Source organism: Corynebacterium sp. CCUG 51687, assembly GCF_024453995.1.
GTDB classification, from domain to species: domain Bacteria; phylum Actinomycetota; class Actinomycetes; order Mycobacteriales; family Mycobacteriaceae; genus Corynebacterium; species Corynebacterium pseudogenitalium.
Genome location: NZ_JAGPYT010000001.1, coordinates 179,136 through 193,477, shown reverse-complemented (window position 1 = coordinate 193,477; position 14,342 = coordinate 179,136). Strand labels below are relative to the sequence as shown.

Genomic DNA, 14,342 nt, shown 5'->3' with positions numbered 1-14,342 from the left:
TGCTATATCCCTTGATCGTAGGGAGTGCAGACCCGTCACACGCTGCAGTCTCCTCCTACGCATTCTCAGTCACGCTTGCTATCCAGGACATTACGGGAGAAGCGCACTCCGGAGTGAGTGCAGCCCATCTCGCGAAACGCCTGGAGGGGTCCGAAGAATCGTTAGCGCTTCTCTTCGCGCTGTGTAGCAAACCAGCGCCACGGTCCCTTGGCGCGTTCGGTTATCCAGTGCTGACTGAGGATGATCTGTACGACGTCGAAGGCTGGGTGCTCATGTCGCTTCCTCTACTTGAGGACGTCGATGTGTTGGAAGCGAACGTCACTATCGGCGCCTCCATCGCTCCTCTTCCCGGGGAGGAGCAGCCGACGCACGTGTGGCGAAGTGCGCTCGCGCTGATTGACGCGCTTTCTGCAGAGTTGCACCGTCCCATCCGTCAGATTTGGATCACGGAGCCATTGGGGGCACCGGAGCACCCATTCCTTCGCGCTGACGGCTACACGCCGGCGCACTGTGAGCGACAGGCAATTATCAACGCGGACGCTATCGTGGCGCCTGACCAGAACGATAGGTGCGACGTGATTGAAGATATGGCATTCGATCCTGCTGATCTGCCCTCCTTCTTAGATACCCTCCAGGAGTCCGCAGCGAAATACCCTCGTGGTTCACTATCGCTCGAGCCTGTCCAGTGGTCTGCGTCTCGTCTTCAGGACGCTGCTGCACGTCTCAGAGACCGCGGCGGTTCCCAGATCACCGCCATTGCCCGTGATGTCTCGGGGAAACCGGTCGGGCTTGCAGAAGTAGCAAAATTCGAGAATGACGCAGATTCTGTTGCAGAAATCGGGCTGGTGTACGTACGGGAGGCAAACCGGGGACTCGGTTTAGGCAAGCGCGCCCTGGCTTCTGCGATATCAGCCGCGCTCTCGATTTGGCCACAAACGAAGCAGATCTACGCTTCTTATCCCAACCCGCAGCCGGGTGCGAGCCACATTCTCGACCACTATGCCCCAACCGGGATAAGCCAGGCGACGGCCTGGCAGAAGGGCGTACCAAAGCTCGATAGCTAGTTGCTTCTATTGTGGCGTCGTGCCGCGTTCGCTCGTCGGTCATCGACAAGCAGTGGGTTCGTTTCTTGCTCCTGATGAGTCCGCGTCGCATTCAATTGCGCATCCGCGATATCCGCGTCGATTTCGCTTGGCTGATTCCTGAGCAGTTCCGGGGCAACCGCCGTCTTTCGCACGAACAGTGGAATGTACGTCAACACGACCAGGAGTACCGCGACAACTTCTAGGTAAAACCCGGGCCCGTGCTGAAACATTCCTGCAACACCGGTACTCGACTTCCGCAGCCACACTGCCAGCAACGAGCTAACCAGGGCAACTGTTGAAATCATCCACGCGACTGTGGCCATGCCGAAACGTCGCGAAACCGTCACTAGCGACGTGCAAACGCCTACGCCTAAGAAGCCTAGCCATACAAATACGTACTCCGTGATCTTGGTATCTGCACTGCGGGCGCCTTCGCCCACCGCGAGCACCTGCCATCCGGGAATGTCACCCACGAAGGGCAAAAACAGCGCAACAAGCCACCCAATACTTGCAATACCGAGTACCCAGCGCGCGGATCCTAATTCCATTTTCATTGAAGTCTCCCTTCCACTAGTCGCGTGGTTTACGCTTCAGGAGTCGTGCAGCAGCCAGTGTTGCTTACGTTAGTCACTGGAACGATGTCTGGACGTGCAACCGTAGGAATTCCAAGTCCCACCCCAACAGGTGCAGTCGTTGGTACCTCGCCTGCCTCAGCGTGATCACCCGCGAGTGTGCGTCGGTGTGAAAGCACACCAGAATCCGCGATCAGAAAATATGACTTTGCTTCGGTGATACGAGCGGTAACAATGTCGCCCGGACGGATGGCAGATCGATTGGCCTCATCGACAGCAAAGTGCACGAGCCTGCCGTCGCGAGCGCGTCCTGACATTCTGTGAGTCGTCTCGTGCTTTCGACCTTCGTCCTGCTGAACAAGGAGTTCTTGCACAGATCCGACGAGCTTTTCATTCTCTTCCAGGCTGATTCGTTCCTGGAGTTCAAGCAGTCGTTCGAACCGCTCCTGCACCACAGCTTTCGGAACCTGGTTTTCCATTTCAGCCGCCGGGGTCCCAGGGCGCGGTGAGTACTGGAATGTATAGGCGGACGTGAATCGTGCCTTCTCAACTACATCAAGCGTTGCCTGGAAGTCTTCTTCCGTCTCGCCTGGGAATCCGACAATGATATCGGTGGTGATCGAAGCCTCAGGAAGCTTCTCACGGACCTCATCCAAAATGCCTAAAAACTTCTTGGATCGGTACGAACGGCGCATGTCCTTGAGTACTTTGTCAGACCCCGACTGCAACGGCATATGTAGCTGCGGGCAAACGTTCGGGGTTTCTGCCATTGCATCGATGACGTCAGATGTAAACTCTGCGGGGTGCGGGGAGGTGAAGCGAACACGCTCGAGGCCATCGATCTCGCCACACGCTCGTAGCAGTTTTGAAAACGCGGACCGATCTCGCTCCATTTCCTCGTCAACGAAATGCACACCGTAAGCATTGACGTTTTGGCCAAGCAAAGTGACTTCTAAGACGCCTTGATCCACGAGCGCCTGTACCTCGGCGAGGATATCGCCCGGACGGCGATCAACTTCTTTGCCACGCAGACTCGGAACGATACAGAATGTACACGTATTATTGCACCCGACAGACACCGAAACCCAGCCCGCATAGCTACTTTCACGTTTCGCTGGAAGAACAGAAGGAAATACTTCGAGCGCTTCTGCAATTTCAACTTGCGCCTCGCCCTGTACTCGTGCACGTTCCAGCAGTACCGGCAGTGAGCCCATATTGTGGGTCCCGAAGACCGCATCTACCCACGGTGCTCTCTGGATAACATGGTCTTTGTCTTTCTGCGCCAGACATCCACCAACCGCAATCTGCAAATCAGGCTGCGATTCCTTAACCTTTTTCAAATGTCCAAGCGTTCCGTACAAACGCTTGTCTGCGTTTTCACGCACGGCACAGGTGTTGAAAACGATGAGGTCTGGGGCCTGCCCATCTTCAACTGCCACGTACCCCGAATCTTCCAGCAGACCCGACAACCGCTCCGAATCATGAACGTTCATTTGGCATCCGAAGGTTCGTACTTCGTATGTCCTTGATGCAGCCATCTGGTTCGCCTTTCCTGGTTGATTACGCGGGCCTACGCAGGCACGGCTGAACATTCTAGCCACTGCCAACTACCCCGCCCAAACGCCGCAAATTGCTCCCTAGGAAGTCTCTCGAAGTGATTCAACCCTTGTATCTAGTGCAGTTCTTGCGATAGACATGCACATACCTTGTGGAAAGCCTCGACGCGCCAGCACTCCGACAACCCTGCGCAGCGCGCGGGTGTACTCCGCGTGCCCCGCTGGTGGTGTTTTCACTTCTCGCGCCTTCTTTTCCGCGAGGGCTTCAGCAATTGCGTGTTGGTCCTCGTCACTGATTTGCGCGAGCGCGGCGCGCCGATCTGTTTCTGAGACTCCTTTTTCCCTGAGCTCGCGGTCCAGAAAGCTTCTCGACTTTCCTCGACGTTTCGCCCGCTGTCGGACCCATTCATGGGCAAAGCGACGATCGTCGAGAAGCGAGGACGCGCGAAGAGACGCCAGTACCTCATCAACGAGAGGCGCTGGGAACTCAGCCTTGACAAGACGCTCCCTGAGTTCATGCTCTGATCGCGGTCGCTGATCCAGCAACCTTAATGCACGCCGCCGTACTGGAGCGAGGGCTTCTTCACGTTCGTAGTTGAAGAGTTCTCCATTCCCACCGGTAGCTTCCCATTCGGCAAGTGCGTCCTGCAGGCGTTGAATCTTTTCCGGATCTGGTGTTGCCACGTATTACTTCGCCTTCGCTGGCTCTTCCTCGTCGTCGAAGTCAATGTTTGGCACCATGTCTACTGGGTCATCAGTCAGCGCATCATCATCGGCAAATTCGCCAACCCCCAATGCACGGAAAATCTTTTGCTCGATCTCGTCCGCAAGGTCCGGATTCTCCTTTAGGAAGTTGCGCGCCTTTTCCTTGCCCTGTCCAAGTTGATCGCCTTCGTAGGTAAACCAGGAACCTGACTTCTTCACGAAGCCGTTCTCTACGCCCATGTCAATAATGGACGATTCCCGAGAGATGCCCTCTCCGTACATAATGTCAAACTCTGCGATCTTGAATGGTGGCGAAACCTTGTTCTTCACTACTTTGAGGCGGGTTCGGTTTCCGATGGAATCCTGTCCGTCCTTCAGCGTCTGGATACGTCGGACATCACAACGAACCGAGGAGTAGAACTTCAGCGCTTTACCGCCCGTAGTTGTCTCGGGTGAACCGAACATGACGCCGATCTTCTCACGCAGCTGGTTAATAAAAATCGCTGTAGTGCCGGAGTTGTACAGCGCACCTGTCATCTTCCGCAGTGCCTGCGACATCAACCGAGCCTGGAGGCCAACGTGAGAGTCACCCATCTCACCTTCAATTTCAGCCTTAGGCGTCAGTGCGGCAACCGAGTCAATGACGATGATGTCAATCGCGCCAGATCGGACAAGCATGTCCGCGATCTCCAGTGCCTGCTCCCCTGTATCTGGCTGAGAAACGAGCAAGTTATCAGTATCGACGCCCAGCTTGCGGGCATAATCCGGGTCCAGAGCATGCTCGGCGTCGATAAAAGCTGCGATTCCACCGGCCCGCTGCGCGGAAGCGATGGCGTGAAGCGCAACAGTTGTCTTACCGGAAGACTCAGGTCCGTAAATCTCAACGATGCGGCCGCGTGGCCAGCCACCGATACCCAGAGCGACGTCAATAGCCGTATTCCCAGATGAAATCGACTGAATTGGAGGCCTGTTCTCATCACCGAGACGCATCACAGCCCCCTTGCCATAATCCTTCTCGATCATTGCGAGCGCAGCATCTAGCGCATTCTGGCGATCTTTCGCGGCTGATGCGGTCTTCTTTTTCGCAGCCATTTACATGTTCTCCTTAATGTTCATTCTGTTCAAGTTCGGCGGCGGCGTTTTTGCATACGCCATCGCCCACACACATGTTTAGACTCACCTTCGAGGGTTACGGTTCCCGATGACTTCTAAATCTGGATCTGACTATAGGCAAGAGCCGGGACATCACCAGAGTGTACACGCATACATGTTCGAATTAAAAGTGCAAAACGGCGAGAGCAGCTAGAAACCCGGCCGATCTACGCCAAGGCGACGCGCCTCTGGAACATCAAAGGCGTCACAAAGTTCGTCCCAGGCTTGACGCAAATCGCCTCCATTTTCGATAACCTCTGCGGCGGTACACCCATGACGAGGCAAAAGTTGCGTCTCAATAATCCATGACACCCGATCAGACCCAAATTCATCCTGGACGAGTTGGTGAAACTCCGTTAATCGCATGGCCTCAAATATACGCGCAGAAAAATCAATACGATTTCATAGCGAACTGAACACCGTTCAAGTACTATTCTCGCTATGTCAAAAAGCATTCCGCAATCAAAGATTGAAGCCCAAGACCTCGCATACATCGCCGTGTTCGCGGCGGTGATCATCGTACTCGGGTTTGTCTCTATTCCAGTCGGCGCTGCCGGCGTTCCAATCGTCATGCAGAACGCTGCTTGTATTCTCGCGGCGCTCGTGCTCGGCCCTAAACGGGGAACCTACACAGTACTATTGTTCCTCCTCATCGGACTTGCTCTTCCCGTTCTCGCAGGTGGACGCACCGTCGTCTATGCCCTGGGAAGCCCTACAATCGGATATCTGGTTGGCTACATCGCAAGCGCATTTGTTGCAGGTCTCATCGCCTACCGCGCTTCCAGCAAGAGCTCTTTCGTGAATATCGCCCTCCTTCTTGGAGCCGGGTTCGCTGGCCTGTTCCTGCAGTACTTCTTTGGGGTGTTTGGATTGATGGCACGCGCAAACATGACCTTTGGCGCTGCATGGGCAGCACAGCTACCGTTTGTCATCCCTGACACCGCCAAGGTGCTAGTGATTGTGTTCATCGCATTCGCAGTTCGCGCTGCACTCCCCTCACTCCGTCGCGCATAAACTGGATTATTTCCATGCCGCAGATCAGCTTCAATGACGTCAGCGTCGTACGTAATGACAACACACTGCTCCAACCATTTTCACTCAAGTTGCAGGAACATCGGATCGGCATCATAGGCTCGAACGGTTCTGGCAAGTCAACGCTCGTCCGGCTTATCAATGGACTCGAAGAGCCGAGCACAGGCGAGGTATTCTACGACGGAATTTCGCTTGCAACTCGTAGCTCTGAAGTCCGCCGACGTGTCGGGTTCATCTTCTCCGACGCAGAAAGCCAGATTGTCATGCCCCAAGTCCACGATGATGTGGCCTTTTCATTGAAGAAGTTCAAGCTCTCTAAGGCAGAGAAAGAGCAACGCGTCGATGAGGTACTGGAACGCTTCAGACTCTTACACAAGGCAGAACAATCACCTCATACGCTCTCTGGCGGCGAGAAACAGCTTCTCGCACTGGCCGCAGTACTGGTAACTGAACCGACCACCATCATCGCAGACGAGCCAACAACATTGCTTGACCTGCGAAATCGTCGGCGAATAATCGCTGAATTGAACTCGCTTGATCAACAAACAATCGTGGTGACCCATGATCTAGAGCTACTCAGTGACTTCGACCGAGTAATTTGTGTCAACGACGGCGTCATTGCATACGACGGCACACCAGCAGACACGATTCAGTTCTACACTCAGCTAATGGAGCCGAACAGTGAAGATTGACTCGCTACCAATGGGCGTGTACATCCCAGGCAAAACGCTGCTCCACCGTATGAGCCCAAAGAAGAAATTCGTACTGCTCATACTGTATATCCTCATAGCGACCAACTTCGGGCGTACGTTCCCAATCGCGCTCACGTTGCTAGGCTTGGTCTTCGTTCTGTACATCGTGGCAAGAATTCCGATCCGAATCGTTGCCAATCAGCTCGTGCCAATTCTTCCCTTGCTCGCAATACTCGGCGCATTCCTTGTCTGGCAAAATGGCATCTGGCTTGCCGGCGTCACGCTGATTACGTTGTTCGCAACGATTCTCGCCGCAAACCTTCTTACTCTGACCACAACAGTTGAAGCGCTCCTTGTATCGCTCGAGGAAGGCCTCAAACCGCTCGGCCGTTTCGGAATACCAACTGAGAAAATCAGCCTCGCTATCGCCCTCACGCTCCGTCTCATCCCGCTCATCTTGCAGACATCGCAGGAAGTTCTCGACGCCCGCAAGGCCCGAGGACTGGGATTTTCTCCCCTCGCGTTTGGCGTACCGCTCATCGTGCGAAGTATCCGAAGGGCGGAACAGATCGGCGATGCACTTGTCGCTCGTGGCGCGCTCGACTAACCGCGTTCAATCCTTCGCAGGGCAAAGCAAAAGCTCCAGGTTTCTATAGAAACCTGGAGCTTTCTTTACCACGCTTTAGGCTTCGCCGCGGAGCTCACGCATCCGACGTGCGACGGCGTCCTCACTTGCTTGCGGGGCGCCGGTCTTGCCCTGCTCAATCGACTGTTGTTCCTTTCCCGAGGTCAACTCGCCAGACATCTCTGCGCGAATCTGCTCGAGCCGACTGTGGCCTGCCATCTGGATTCCAGCCTGCTCCACCTCAGCCATGCGGCCTTGGATCGAGTTCTCCGCGAGCTCTGCAGCACCCAGTGCGTTCGCGTAGCGGCGCTCAATCTTGTCGCGAACCTGGTCCAAATTCGGGCCGGAGGCGGTCAACGAGTTCATCGAGCGCATGGTCTCGGAAACCTTCTCCTGCATCTTGGCCTGCTCAAGCTGCGACAGCAACTTCGAGCGCTCAGCGACCTGCTGTTGCAGGTGTGCCGCGTTGCGCTCCACGGCTTGCTTTGCCTGTGCTGCCTGCTGGAGTGCCTGGTCGTGCAGCGCCTTCGTGTCTTCAACGCCCTGCTCTGCGGTAACAAGCTGCGCCGCGAACGCCTCAGCAGCGTTCTCATACTCGGTCGCCTTCTGTGCGTCACCGTTGGAGCGGGACTTATCTGCTAATTGGAGCGCCTGGCGAGCGTTCGCTTGAAGTTTCTCGACTTCCTCCAAGCGACGATTCAGCTGCATTTCCAGCTGGCGCTGGTTACCGATAACCGCGGCTGCCTGCTGCGAAAGCGCCTGGTGCTGGCGCTGAGCCTCGGAAATTGCTTGCTCAATCTGGATCTTTGGATCAGCATTCTCCTCGATCTTGTTGTCGAAAAGTGCCATCAGGTAGTTCCAGAATTTTGAAAACGGGTTTGCCATAGTGTTGCGTTTTACCTTTCGCTGAGCATTGAAATTGGCCGTGTCCACGGCCAAACTGTTTCGTATTCTATCTGTTACAGCGCTGCTCCGCTATGCGTGAATCGCATCAGCCGTAGCGAATTCATCGTTCATCGATTGCAGTGAAAGGTTCGCAACAGCCTCGAGAACAACTTCTGAAACCGTTGTGTCCAGTGCTTCGCAAATCGATGCGAGCAGCTCTGAGGAAACTTCCTTGCGCCCACGCTCCAGCTCAGAGAGATAACCAGAAGAAACGCGGGCTTGAGCAGCAAGAGATCGCAACGTCACGCCTTTATCCGCCCGGAAAGCTCGCAGTGACATTCCTAGCGCCTCTCTCAGCAGCGGTTCTTTCTGGCGGGTTCCAGACTCGCGAAATGGAAAAGCGACCTCATCCTGTGCATCGAACGAGGGCTCAAGCGGCGTATCGATTAGAAGTGTCGTAGTCATCACTTGGTATAACTCCCCTCAACGTGTTTTTGTTCCCGCACGGCATGCAACAGGACGCGAAGCGCTGCTTCAACAGCCCACTCGCGTACCTCGTTGCGCGGCGCCTGTAGCAAGTTTCGGGCCTGTCTGAATCCTGGAATGGTTCCGCGTACGAGAGGGGCGTCGGAAAGTATGTCGCCTGCGAGAACTGCTTCACAACCATCACTTGAGGCGATCCCTACCCAGACCTCACCGACAGGGTGGCCATCCTGTTCACTGGGCCCGGCCACACCAGTGAGCGAAAGGCCCCAGTCCGCGTCGAGCTTCCGCTTTGCCGCCTTCGCCATCTCTTTCGCGGTCACCGGAGAAACAGGTCCAAACTCATCGATGACGCCCTGGGGAACGCCGGCCAAGGTTACTTTGCACTCAGTCGCGTAAGTCACCATCGCGCCTCGTAGCGCTGCGGAGGCACCCGGAACGCCTGCGAGTGCGGCACTTGCCAAACCGGCAGTGAGCGATTCACAAAGCCCAACTGTTGCATCCCTCTTAGTAAGTTCCGCAATCACATCGGATGCAGTACCTCGCATTAGTTATTCACCTTGCGAGCATCGACAAGGTATTGCACGCCGGTCACCACGGTGACGACTACGGCCAACACCATTACAACGTAGGAAGGCGCGTCCATCCAGGAAGGCAGCGGGCACAGGTAGAGAGCAACGCCGACGGTCTGGAGCACCGTCTTCACCTTGCCACCCTTGGACGCGGGAACGACATGGTCGTTGCGCAGCATCCACATTCTCCACATGGTGATGCCGAGCTCGCGGACCACGATGACGATAGTCATCCACACAGGAAGGTTGGACGCCACGTTGAGTACTACAAGTGCCGTAATCATCAGGGCCTTGTCCGCGATCGGGTCCGCAATTTTCCCGAAGTCGGTAATCAGGTTGTAGGTACGGGCGATTGTTCCGTCTAGCTTGTCCGTGAGCATCAGCGCAACGAACACACCGAACGCCGCACCCCATCGCTGGTCCAGTGCCAACCATGCGAAGACGGGGATAAAAATGATTCGCAACGACGTCAAGACGTTGGGTACGTTCCAGTTCGATGGTTTTTCAGTCACGCCTTCTACCCTACCTATCCCGTGCTTTCCCTTAGACTGCGTGTTATGAAATATTTTGCATTCCATTACACGTACTCAGATAATACGGACCTCGTAGATGCTACGCGCCCCGCACACCGCGAGTTCATCGCGAAGCAGCTAGAGCTCGGAAGGATTGTCGGATCTGGCCCGCTAGTCGACGCCGGCAAGGCCCTCATCATCGTGCAATTACCAGATACTGCCGACGCTGCGGAGGCAGTATCACTCATGAACCAGGACCCCTACTGGCAGAACAACGCTCTACTCAGCCGCGAGGTCCACGAGTGGAACCCGGTCTCCCGGGTGTTCCCTTAAACCGCGGAAGTTCTACTTCCTCCCGCGCTGCACATGGAGGTGATCCGTCTCGCGGGAACCAGTGGCGGTGTGGTCGCCCTTGCCCGACGTTGCAGGGTCATCAATCCACTCGATGTGGTGGCCCTGGTTATCGACCTTGCGACGGTTCCCGTGGTCGTCGTAGTCGATGTGCCAGCTCGGACCGTTTGGGTCCCGCCGCCCTGCCTTGATATCCGCTCGGTCCTTCACCATGGAGCACAGCACGGTAATCACCAGTACTGCCACAATGAAGCCGAGCGATGCAACGGTGCCGACCTCCGGTACGCTCACATTCTCACCGCCATTGACAAACGGCAGGTTGTTCTCGTGTAGCGCGTGAAGCAACAGTTTGATGCCGATAAAGCCAAGAATCACGCCCAACCCGTACGACAGATACACCACACGGTCCAACAAGCCAGAAAGCAGGAAGAACATCTGGCGAAGGCCCATGAGTGCAAACGCATTCGCGGTAAACACGATGTACGCCTCAGAGGTAATCCCGTAGATTGCTGGGATCGAATCAAACGCAAACATTACGTCGATAAACCCGATGGAGAGCAGTGCGACGAACAGCGGGGTCGCTGCGGACTTGCCCTCCTTCGTCTTCGACCACAGCTTGTCACCGTGGTAGGAGCTCGTGACTGGGACGACTTTACGGAGTGCCTTCACGACAGCCATATCGTTCGGATCTGTTTCAGGTGCATCAGTCGCTTCGTCGTAGACGAGCTTGACAGCCGTGTAGATCAAGAACGCTGCGAAGATGTAGAAGACGTCGCTCCACGCCTCGATAAGTGCTGCGCCGAGCAGAATAAACAGCAAGCGGCATACCAACGCGATAACAATGCCCAGGAGCAGCACCTTTTGCTGATACTTCCTTGGAATCTTGAACGCGCCCATGATCAGTGCGAAGACGAACAAGTTGTCCACGGACAGCGCCAGCTCAGTAATGTAGCCGGTGAAGAACTGGACGCCGTGCTCGCCGTCCCACTCCCACCAGATCACACCGCCACAGATCGCTGCCATCGTCATGTAGAACAGCGTCCAAAAGCCCGATTCTTTGATAGTTGGCTCGTGGGCCTGGCGAACGTGAGTAAGAAAGTCAAAGGCGAAAAAGCCCAGAATGATTGCTGCAGTGAGCAGCCATATCCATAGGGGGACACTCAACGTGGTTACCTCCGGTCGTTGCATAGGACAAAGAAAGACCGGAGGTCTCCCCCACCACGTAGCTACGCGGCTGCCTCAACCGGGATACGTATGTTCCGTGTTGACGATTCGAGGCACTTGCGGGGTACTCCCCTCCAATGCGAATGCCAGGCTACACCATCAAGAGGAGTCGCTACCAGTTATACGGCTCCACCGGTGGGATTGTAGGTTGCTTCGACCGTCTTAACGTCATCTTCATCTGCAGTGGCGTCATCACCAAGTTGTGCGTCGACGTCCTTCGGTGCGTCCGCGGGATCCGCACCCTTGAGCATCCAAAGAATGGTCTCGAGCTCCTCTGGCTTCACCAGCACTTCACGAGCCTTGGAGCCTTCCGATGGCCCAACGATGCCACGGGACTCCATCAAATCCATCAGTCGGCCGGCCTTTGCAAAACCGATACGCAGCTTGCGCTGCAGCATGGAGGTCGATCCGAGCTGCGCCGTAACAACGAGTTCAACGGCTTCCAGCAGGTCGTCCAGGTCCTTGCCGATGTCGTCGTCGATAACTTTCTTCTCGGACTCCTTCTCTTCCGTAACGCCCTCGACGTACTGTGGTTCGTCCTGGCTCTTGGCAGCGTCCACGACGGCTTGGATTTCAGCGTCAGACACAAACGCCCCTTGCATGCGTTGCGGCTTGCCGGCGCCCTGCGGGATGAAGAGACCGTCGCCCATGCCAATGAGCTTCTCCGCGCCACCCTGGTCGAGGATGACGCGTGAGTCAGTAAGCGAGGATGTTGCAAACGCGAGCCTGGACGGCACGTTCGTCTTGATCAAGCCCGTGACGACGTCCACCGAAGGTCGCTGCGTAGCCAAGACAAGGTGGATACCTGCTGCGCGGGCCTTCTGCGTAATGCGGACGATCGAGTCCTCGATCTCCTTCGGCGCGGTCATCATGAGGTCGGCAAGCTCGTCGACGACACAGACGATGAACGGGTAGGGTCGCATCTCGCGCTGAGAGCCTGCAGGAGCAGTGATTTCACCGCTCTTCACCTTCTTGTTGAAGTCCTTGATGTGGCGGACACGAGCGGTCTTCATGTCCATGTACCGCTGCTCCATCTCCTCCACCAGCCACTGCAGTGCCGCCGATGCCTTCTTCGGCTGCGTGATAATTGGCGTGATCAGATGTGGAATCCCCTCGTACGGAGTGAGCTCCACCATCTTTGGGTCGATGAGGATCAGGCGTACTTCTTCAGGTGTTGCGCGCGTCAGCAAGGAAACCAACATCGAGTTCACGAACGCCGACTTACCGGAGCCCGTAGAACCCGCAACAAGCAAGTGCGGCATCTTCTGCACCGAAGAGGCAATAAAGTCGCCCTCGATGTCCTTACCTAAGCCGATGAGCATAGGGTCATCGTCTGCAGCAACATTCGGCGCTTCGAGGACATCGCGCAGACGAACCATTTCACGGTCCTGATTCGGCACCTCAATGCCGACGGCAGATTTGCCGGGAATTGGCGTCAACAAACGAACGTTATCGGTCGCGACTGCATAGGCAAGATTGGACTGCAAGTTGGTAATCTTCGACACCTTGACGCCGGGCCCAAGCTCTACTTCGTAGCGGGTCACGGTCGGACCACGGGAGAAGCCCGTCACCATAGCATTGACCTTGAACTCCTCGAAGACCTCTGTGATGGCTTCGATCATGCGATCGTTGGCTTCGGTGCGAGTCTTCGGCGCTTGGCCAGCGAGCAGCAAATCGGTTGTTGGAACGACGTAGGTGGAATTCCTGTCGACCTTCTTCGCGTGGCCATCCTTCGGCGCCTCAGGTGGAGTTGCGCTTGGGTCCTTCCCTGAACGCGCTACGACCGCCTGGCGAACTGCGTCTCGCGACTGATCGACAGCATCCCGTTGAGCCTCCTCAAGCGTAGGCCGGGGTAGAATCTTCGTCTCCTCGGGTTGCGCAGGCTGACGTTTCGACGCCGCCTTCGTCGCAGGGCGCTCAATGACCGTAGTGGCGTCGCTGCCTTCCTGCGTGTCGAAGTCTTCACCGAAATCGAAAACCTCTGTCTCATCACCCTGTGCTTGAGGCGCTGACGCTGGCTTCGCCGGGTAGTTATCCAGTGGCGTGGAGGCCTTTCGCAACTTCTCCGAGAAAGACGAAAACCCAGAAACCCTTGGTTTCTTCGCCGCGGTACGTGGAGAAAGACCGGTACGTGGGCTCCTCGATTCAGGCTCAATCCGCGAGCGCTTTGCCGACGTGCGCGGGCGCCCCTCTGCGATAGCGTCAATGTCCCGGCCTACATCACTGTAAGGATCCGACTCATCGTCAGTCTCGGGCCGCTGGAATACCGAGCTAAGCCACGCAGTGAAAAAGTCATAGGCCTCACGCACAGTAATACCGGTTGTACGAAGCGCACCATAAACAATGACAAGTCCCAGCAGCGGGACTGCCACATAAGAGGAGAATCCAGCGGCGAGCAAACCACCGGTGAACGTGCCCACTACCCCACCGGCGATCTTGCGGGATTCCCAATCTGCAGGGTTGCCAGCGAAGACATGAATCATGCCAAGCATCGCAACACCAATAATCAACAGGCCCGACGCCACCCTGGCACGTACTGCCGGTTCTGCCTTCACGTTCAGCATGAGAGCGATAGCGATGCAGACCAAAATCACAGGAAGCAGGAGCGCACCAGCACCAATTGCCCAGTGAACACCCTGCGCAATGACGTTGCCTATCGGGCCAGCGATATCCATCCATACGGAGGCGCCCAGGATCGCGGCAAGGCCAATGAGCACTAAACCATACGCGTCAACGTTGCCACGCGAGATACCCAACGAGCGACTGGACTTTCGTGAGTGCTCTTCACGTTGCGGCGCCTCAGCAGAGGGGCCGTCGTCAAGAAAATCGAAGTTGTCGTCCTCGTCATCGTATCCGTTTGCGTCGGGCACGCTGTCAAAACTCTCCTTACGGCGTG

16 protein-coding genes are annotated in these 14,342 nt (G+C 56.1%); 5 read left to right on the top strand and 11 right to left on the bottom strand.

The window, feature by feature from the left end; translation table 11 throughout:
* Positions 1–11: 11 nt before the first annotated feature.
* Positions 12–1,064 (top strand): GNAT family N-acetyltransferase, encoded by a 1,053-nt coding sequence (locus KBX13_RS00910; RefSeq protein WP_256020336.1) that lies wholly within the window; start codon positions 12–14, stop codon positions 1,062–1,064.
* Here the strand turns inward: KBX13_RS00910 and KBX13_RS00905 are convergent.
* The 5 genes from KBX13_RS00905 to KBX13_RS00885 form a co-directional block, all read right to left on the bottom strand.
* Positions 1,061–1,639, bottom strand: a complete 579-nt coding sequence (locus KBX13_RS00905; protein ID WP_256020334.1) for a hypothetical protein — start codon at positions 1,637–1,639, stop codon at positions 1,061–1,063. The genes KBX13_RS00910 and KBX13_RS00905 overlap by 4 nt on opposite strands.
* 29 nt (positions 1,640–1,668) lie before the next feature.
* Positions 1,669–3,195, bottom strand: a complete 1,527-nt coding sequence (miaB, locus tag KBX13_RS00900) for a tRNA (N6-isopentenyl adenosine(37)-C2)-methylthiotransferase MiaB (RefSeq protein WP_256020332.1) — start codon at positions 3,193–3,195, stop codon at positions 1,669–1,671.
* A 99-nt stretch (positions 3,196–3,294) separates the two neighbouring features.
* On the bottom strand, positions 3,295–3,897 hold the full coding sequence (gene recX, locus KBX13_RS00895) for a recombination regulator RecX (RefSeq protein WP_071572548.1): 603 nt from the start codon (positions 3,895–3,897) through the stop codon (positions 3,295–3,297).
* Between the two features lie 3 nt (positions 3,898–3,900).
* Positions 3,901–5,010 carry a recombinase RecA gene (gene recA / locus KBX13_RS00890; protein ID WP_071572547.1) on the bottom strand — a complete coding sequence of 370 codons (1,110 nt, stop codon included), beginning with the start codon at positions 5,008–5,010 and terminating at the stop codon, positions 3,901–3,903.
* Positions 5,011–5,220: 210 nt separating this feature from the next.
* A complete protein-coding gene (locus KBX13_RS00885) occupies positions 5,221–5,436 on the bottom strand; it encodes a DUF3046 domain-containing protein (protein ID WP_256020331.1) in 216 nt (71 codons plus the stop codon).
* A 75-nt stretch (positions 5,437–5,511) separates the two neighbouring features.
* On the opposite strand from KBX13_RS00885, the gene KBX13_RS00880 reads away from it, so the two are divergent.
* Genes KBX13_RS00880 through KBX13_RS00870 form a run of 3 tightly spaced genes read left to right on the top strand, consistent with a single transcriptional unit; the run spans position 5,512 to position 7,401 of the window.
* Positions 5,512–6,084 carry a biotin transporter BioY gene (locus tag KBX13_RS00880; RefSeq protein WP_070362325.1) on the top strand — a complete coding sequence of 191 codons (573 nt, stop codon included), beginning with the start codon at positions 5,512–5,514 and terminating at the stop codon, positions 6,082–6,084.
* Between the two features lie 14 nt (positions 6,085–6,098).
* The gene (locus KBX13_RS00875) at positions 6,099–6,794 is read left to right on the top strand and encodes an energy-coupling factor ABC transporter ATP-binding protein (RefSeq protein ID WP_256020329.1); all 696 of its coding nucleotides are present in this window, start codon (positions 6,099–6,101) and stop codon (positions 6,792–6,794) included.
* Positions 6,784–7,401: an energy-coupling factor transporter transmembrane protein EcfT gene (locus KBX13_RS00870; protein WP_370687302.1), complete on the top strand. Its 618-nt coding sequence runs from the start codon at positions 6,784–6,786 to the stop codon at positions 7,399–7,401. The genes KBX13_RS00875 and KBX13_RS00870 overlap by 11 nt, the downstream gene beginning before the upstream one ends.
* 75 nt (positions 7,402–7,476) lie before the next feature.
* Here the strand turns inward: KBX13_RS00870 and KBX13_RS00865 are convergent, their stop codons facing one another.
* The 4 genes from KBX13_RS00865 to pgsA all read right to left on the bottom strand — a co-directional run bounded on the left by KBX13_RS00865 (position 7,477) and on the right by pgsA (position 9,871).
* On the bottom strand, positions 7,477–8,304 hold the full coding sequence (locus KBX13_RS00865; protein ID WP_070977168.1) for a PspA/IM30 family protein: 828 nt from the start codon (positions 8,302–8,304) through the stop codon (positions 7,477–7,479).
* 90 nt (positions 8,305–8,394) lie between these two features.
* A complete protein-coding gene (locus KBX13_RS00860) occupies positions 8,395–8,769 on the bottom strand; it encodes a helix-turn-helix domain-containing protein (RefSeq protein WP_083290921.1) in 375 nt (124 codons plus the stop codon).
* The gene (locus tag KBX13_RS00855) at positions 8,769–9,335 is read right to left on the bottom strand and encodes a CinA family protein (RefSeq protein ID WP_252930820.1); all 567 of its coding nucleotides are present in this window, start codon (positions 9,333–9,335) and stop codon (positions 8,769–8,771) included. The genes KBX13_RS00860 and KBX13_RS00855 overlap by 1 nt, the downstream gene beginning before the upstream one ends.
* Positions 9,335–9,871, bottom strand: a complete 537-nt coding sequence (gene pgsA / locus KBX13_RS00850; protein WP_255366188.1) for a CDP-diacylglycerol--glycerol-3-phosphate 3-phosphatidyltransferase — start codon at positions 9,869–9,871, stop codon at positions 9,335–9,337. Before pgsA ends, KBX13_RS00855 begins: the two co-directional genes overlap by 1 nt.
* 45 nt (positions 9,872–9,916) lie before the next feature.
* On the opposite strand from pgsA, the gene KBX13_RS00845 reads away from it, so the two are divergent.
* Entirely contained in the window at positions 9,917–10,204 is a 288-nt protein-coding gene (locus KBX13_RS00845; protein ID WP_256020327.1) for a YciI family protein, read from the top strand.
* A 12-nt stretch (positions 10,205–10,216) separates the two neighbouring features.
* Here the strand turns inward: KBX13_RS00845 and KBX13_RS00840 are convergent, their stop codons facing one another.
* Entirely contained in the window at positions 10,217–11,386 is a 1,170-nt protein-coding gene (locus tag KBX13_RS00840) for a TerC family protein (RefSeq protein WP_070478917.1), read from the bottom strand.
* 179 nt (positions 11,387–11,565) lie between these two features.
* Entirely contained in the window at positions 11,566–14,316 is a 2,751-nt protein-coding gene (locus KBX13_RS00835; RefSeq protein WP_256020325.1) for a DNA translocase FtsK, read from the bottom strand.
* Positions 14,317–14,342 lie beyond the last annotated feature (26 nt).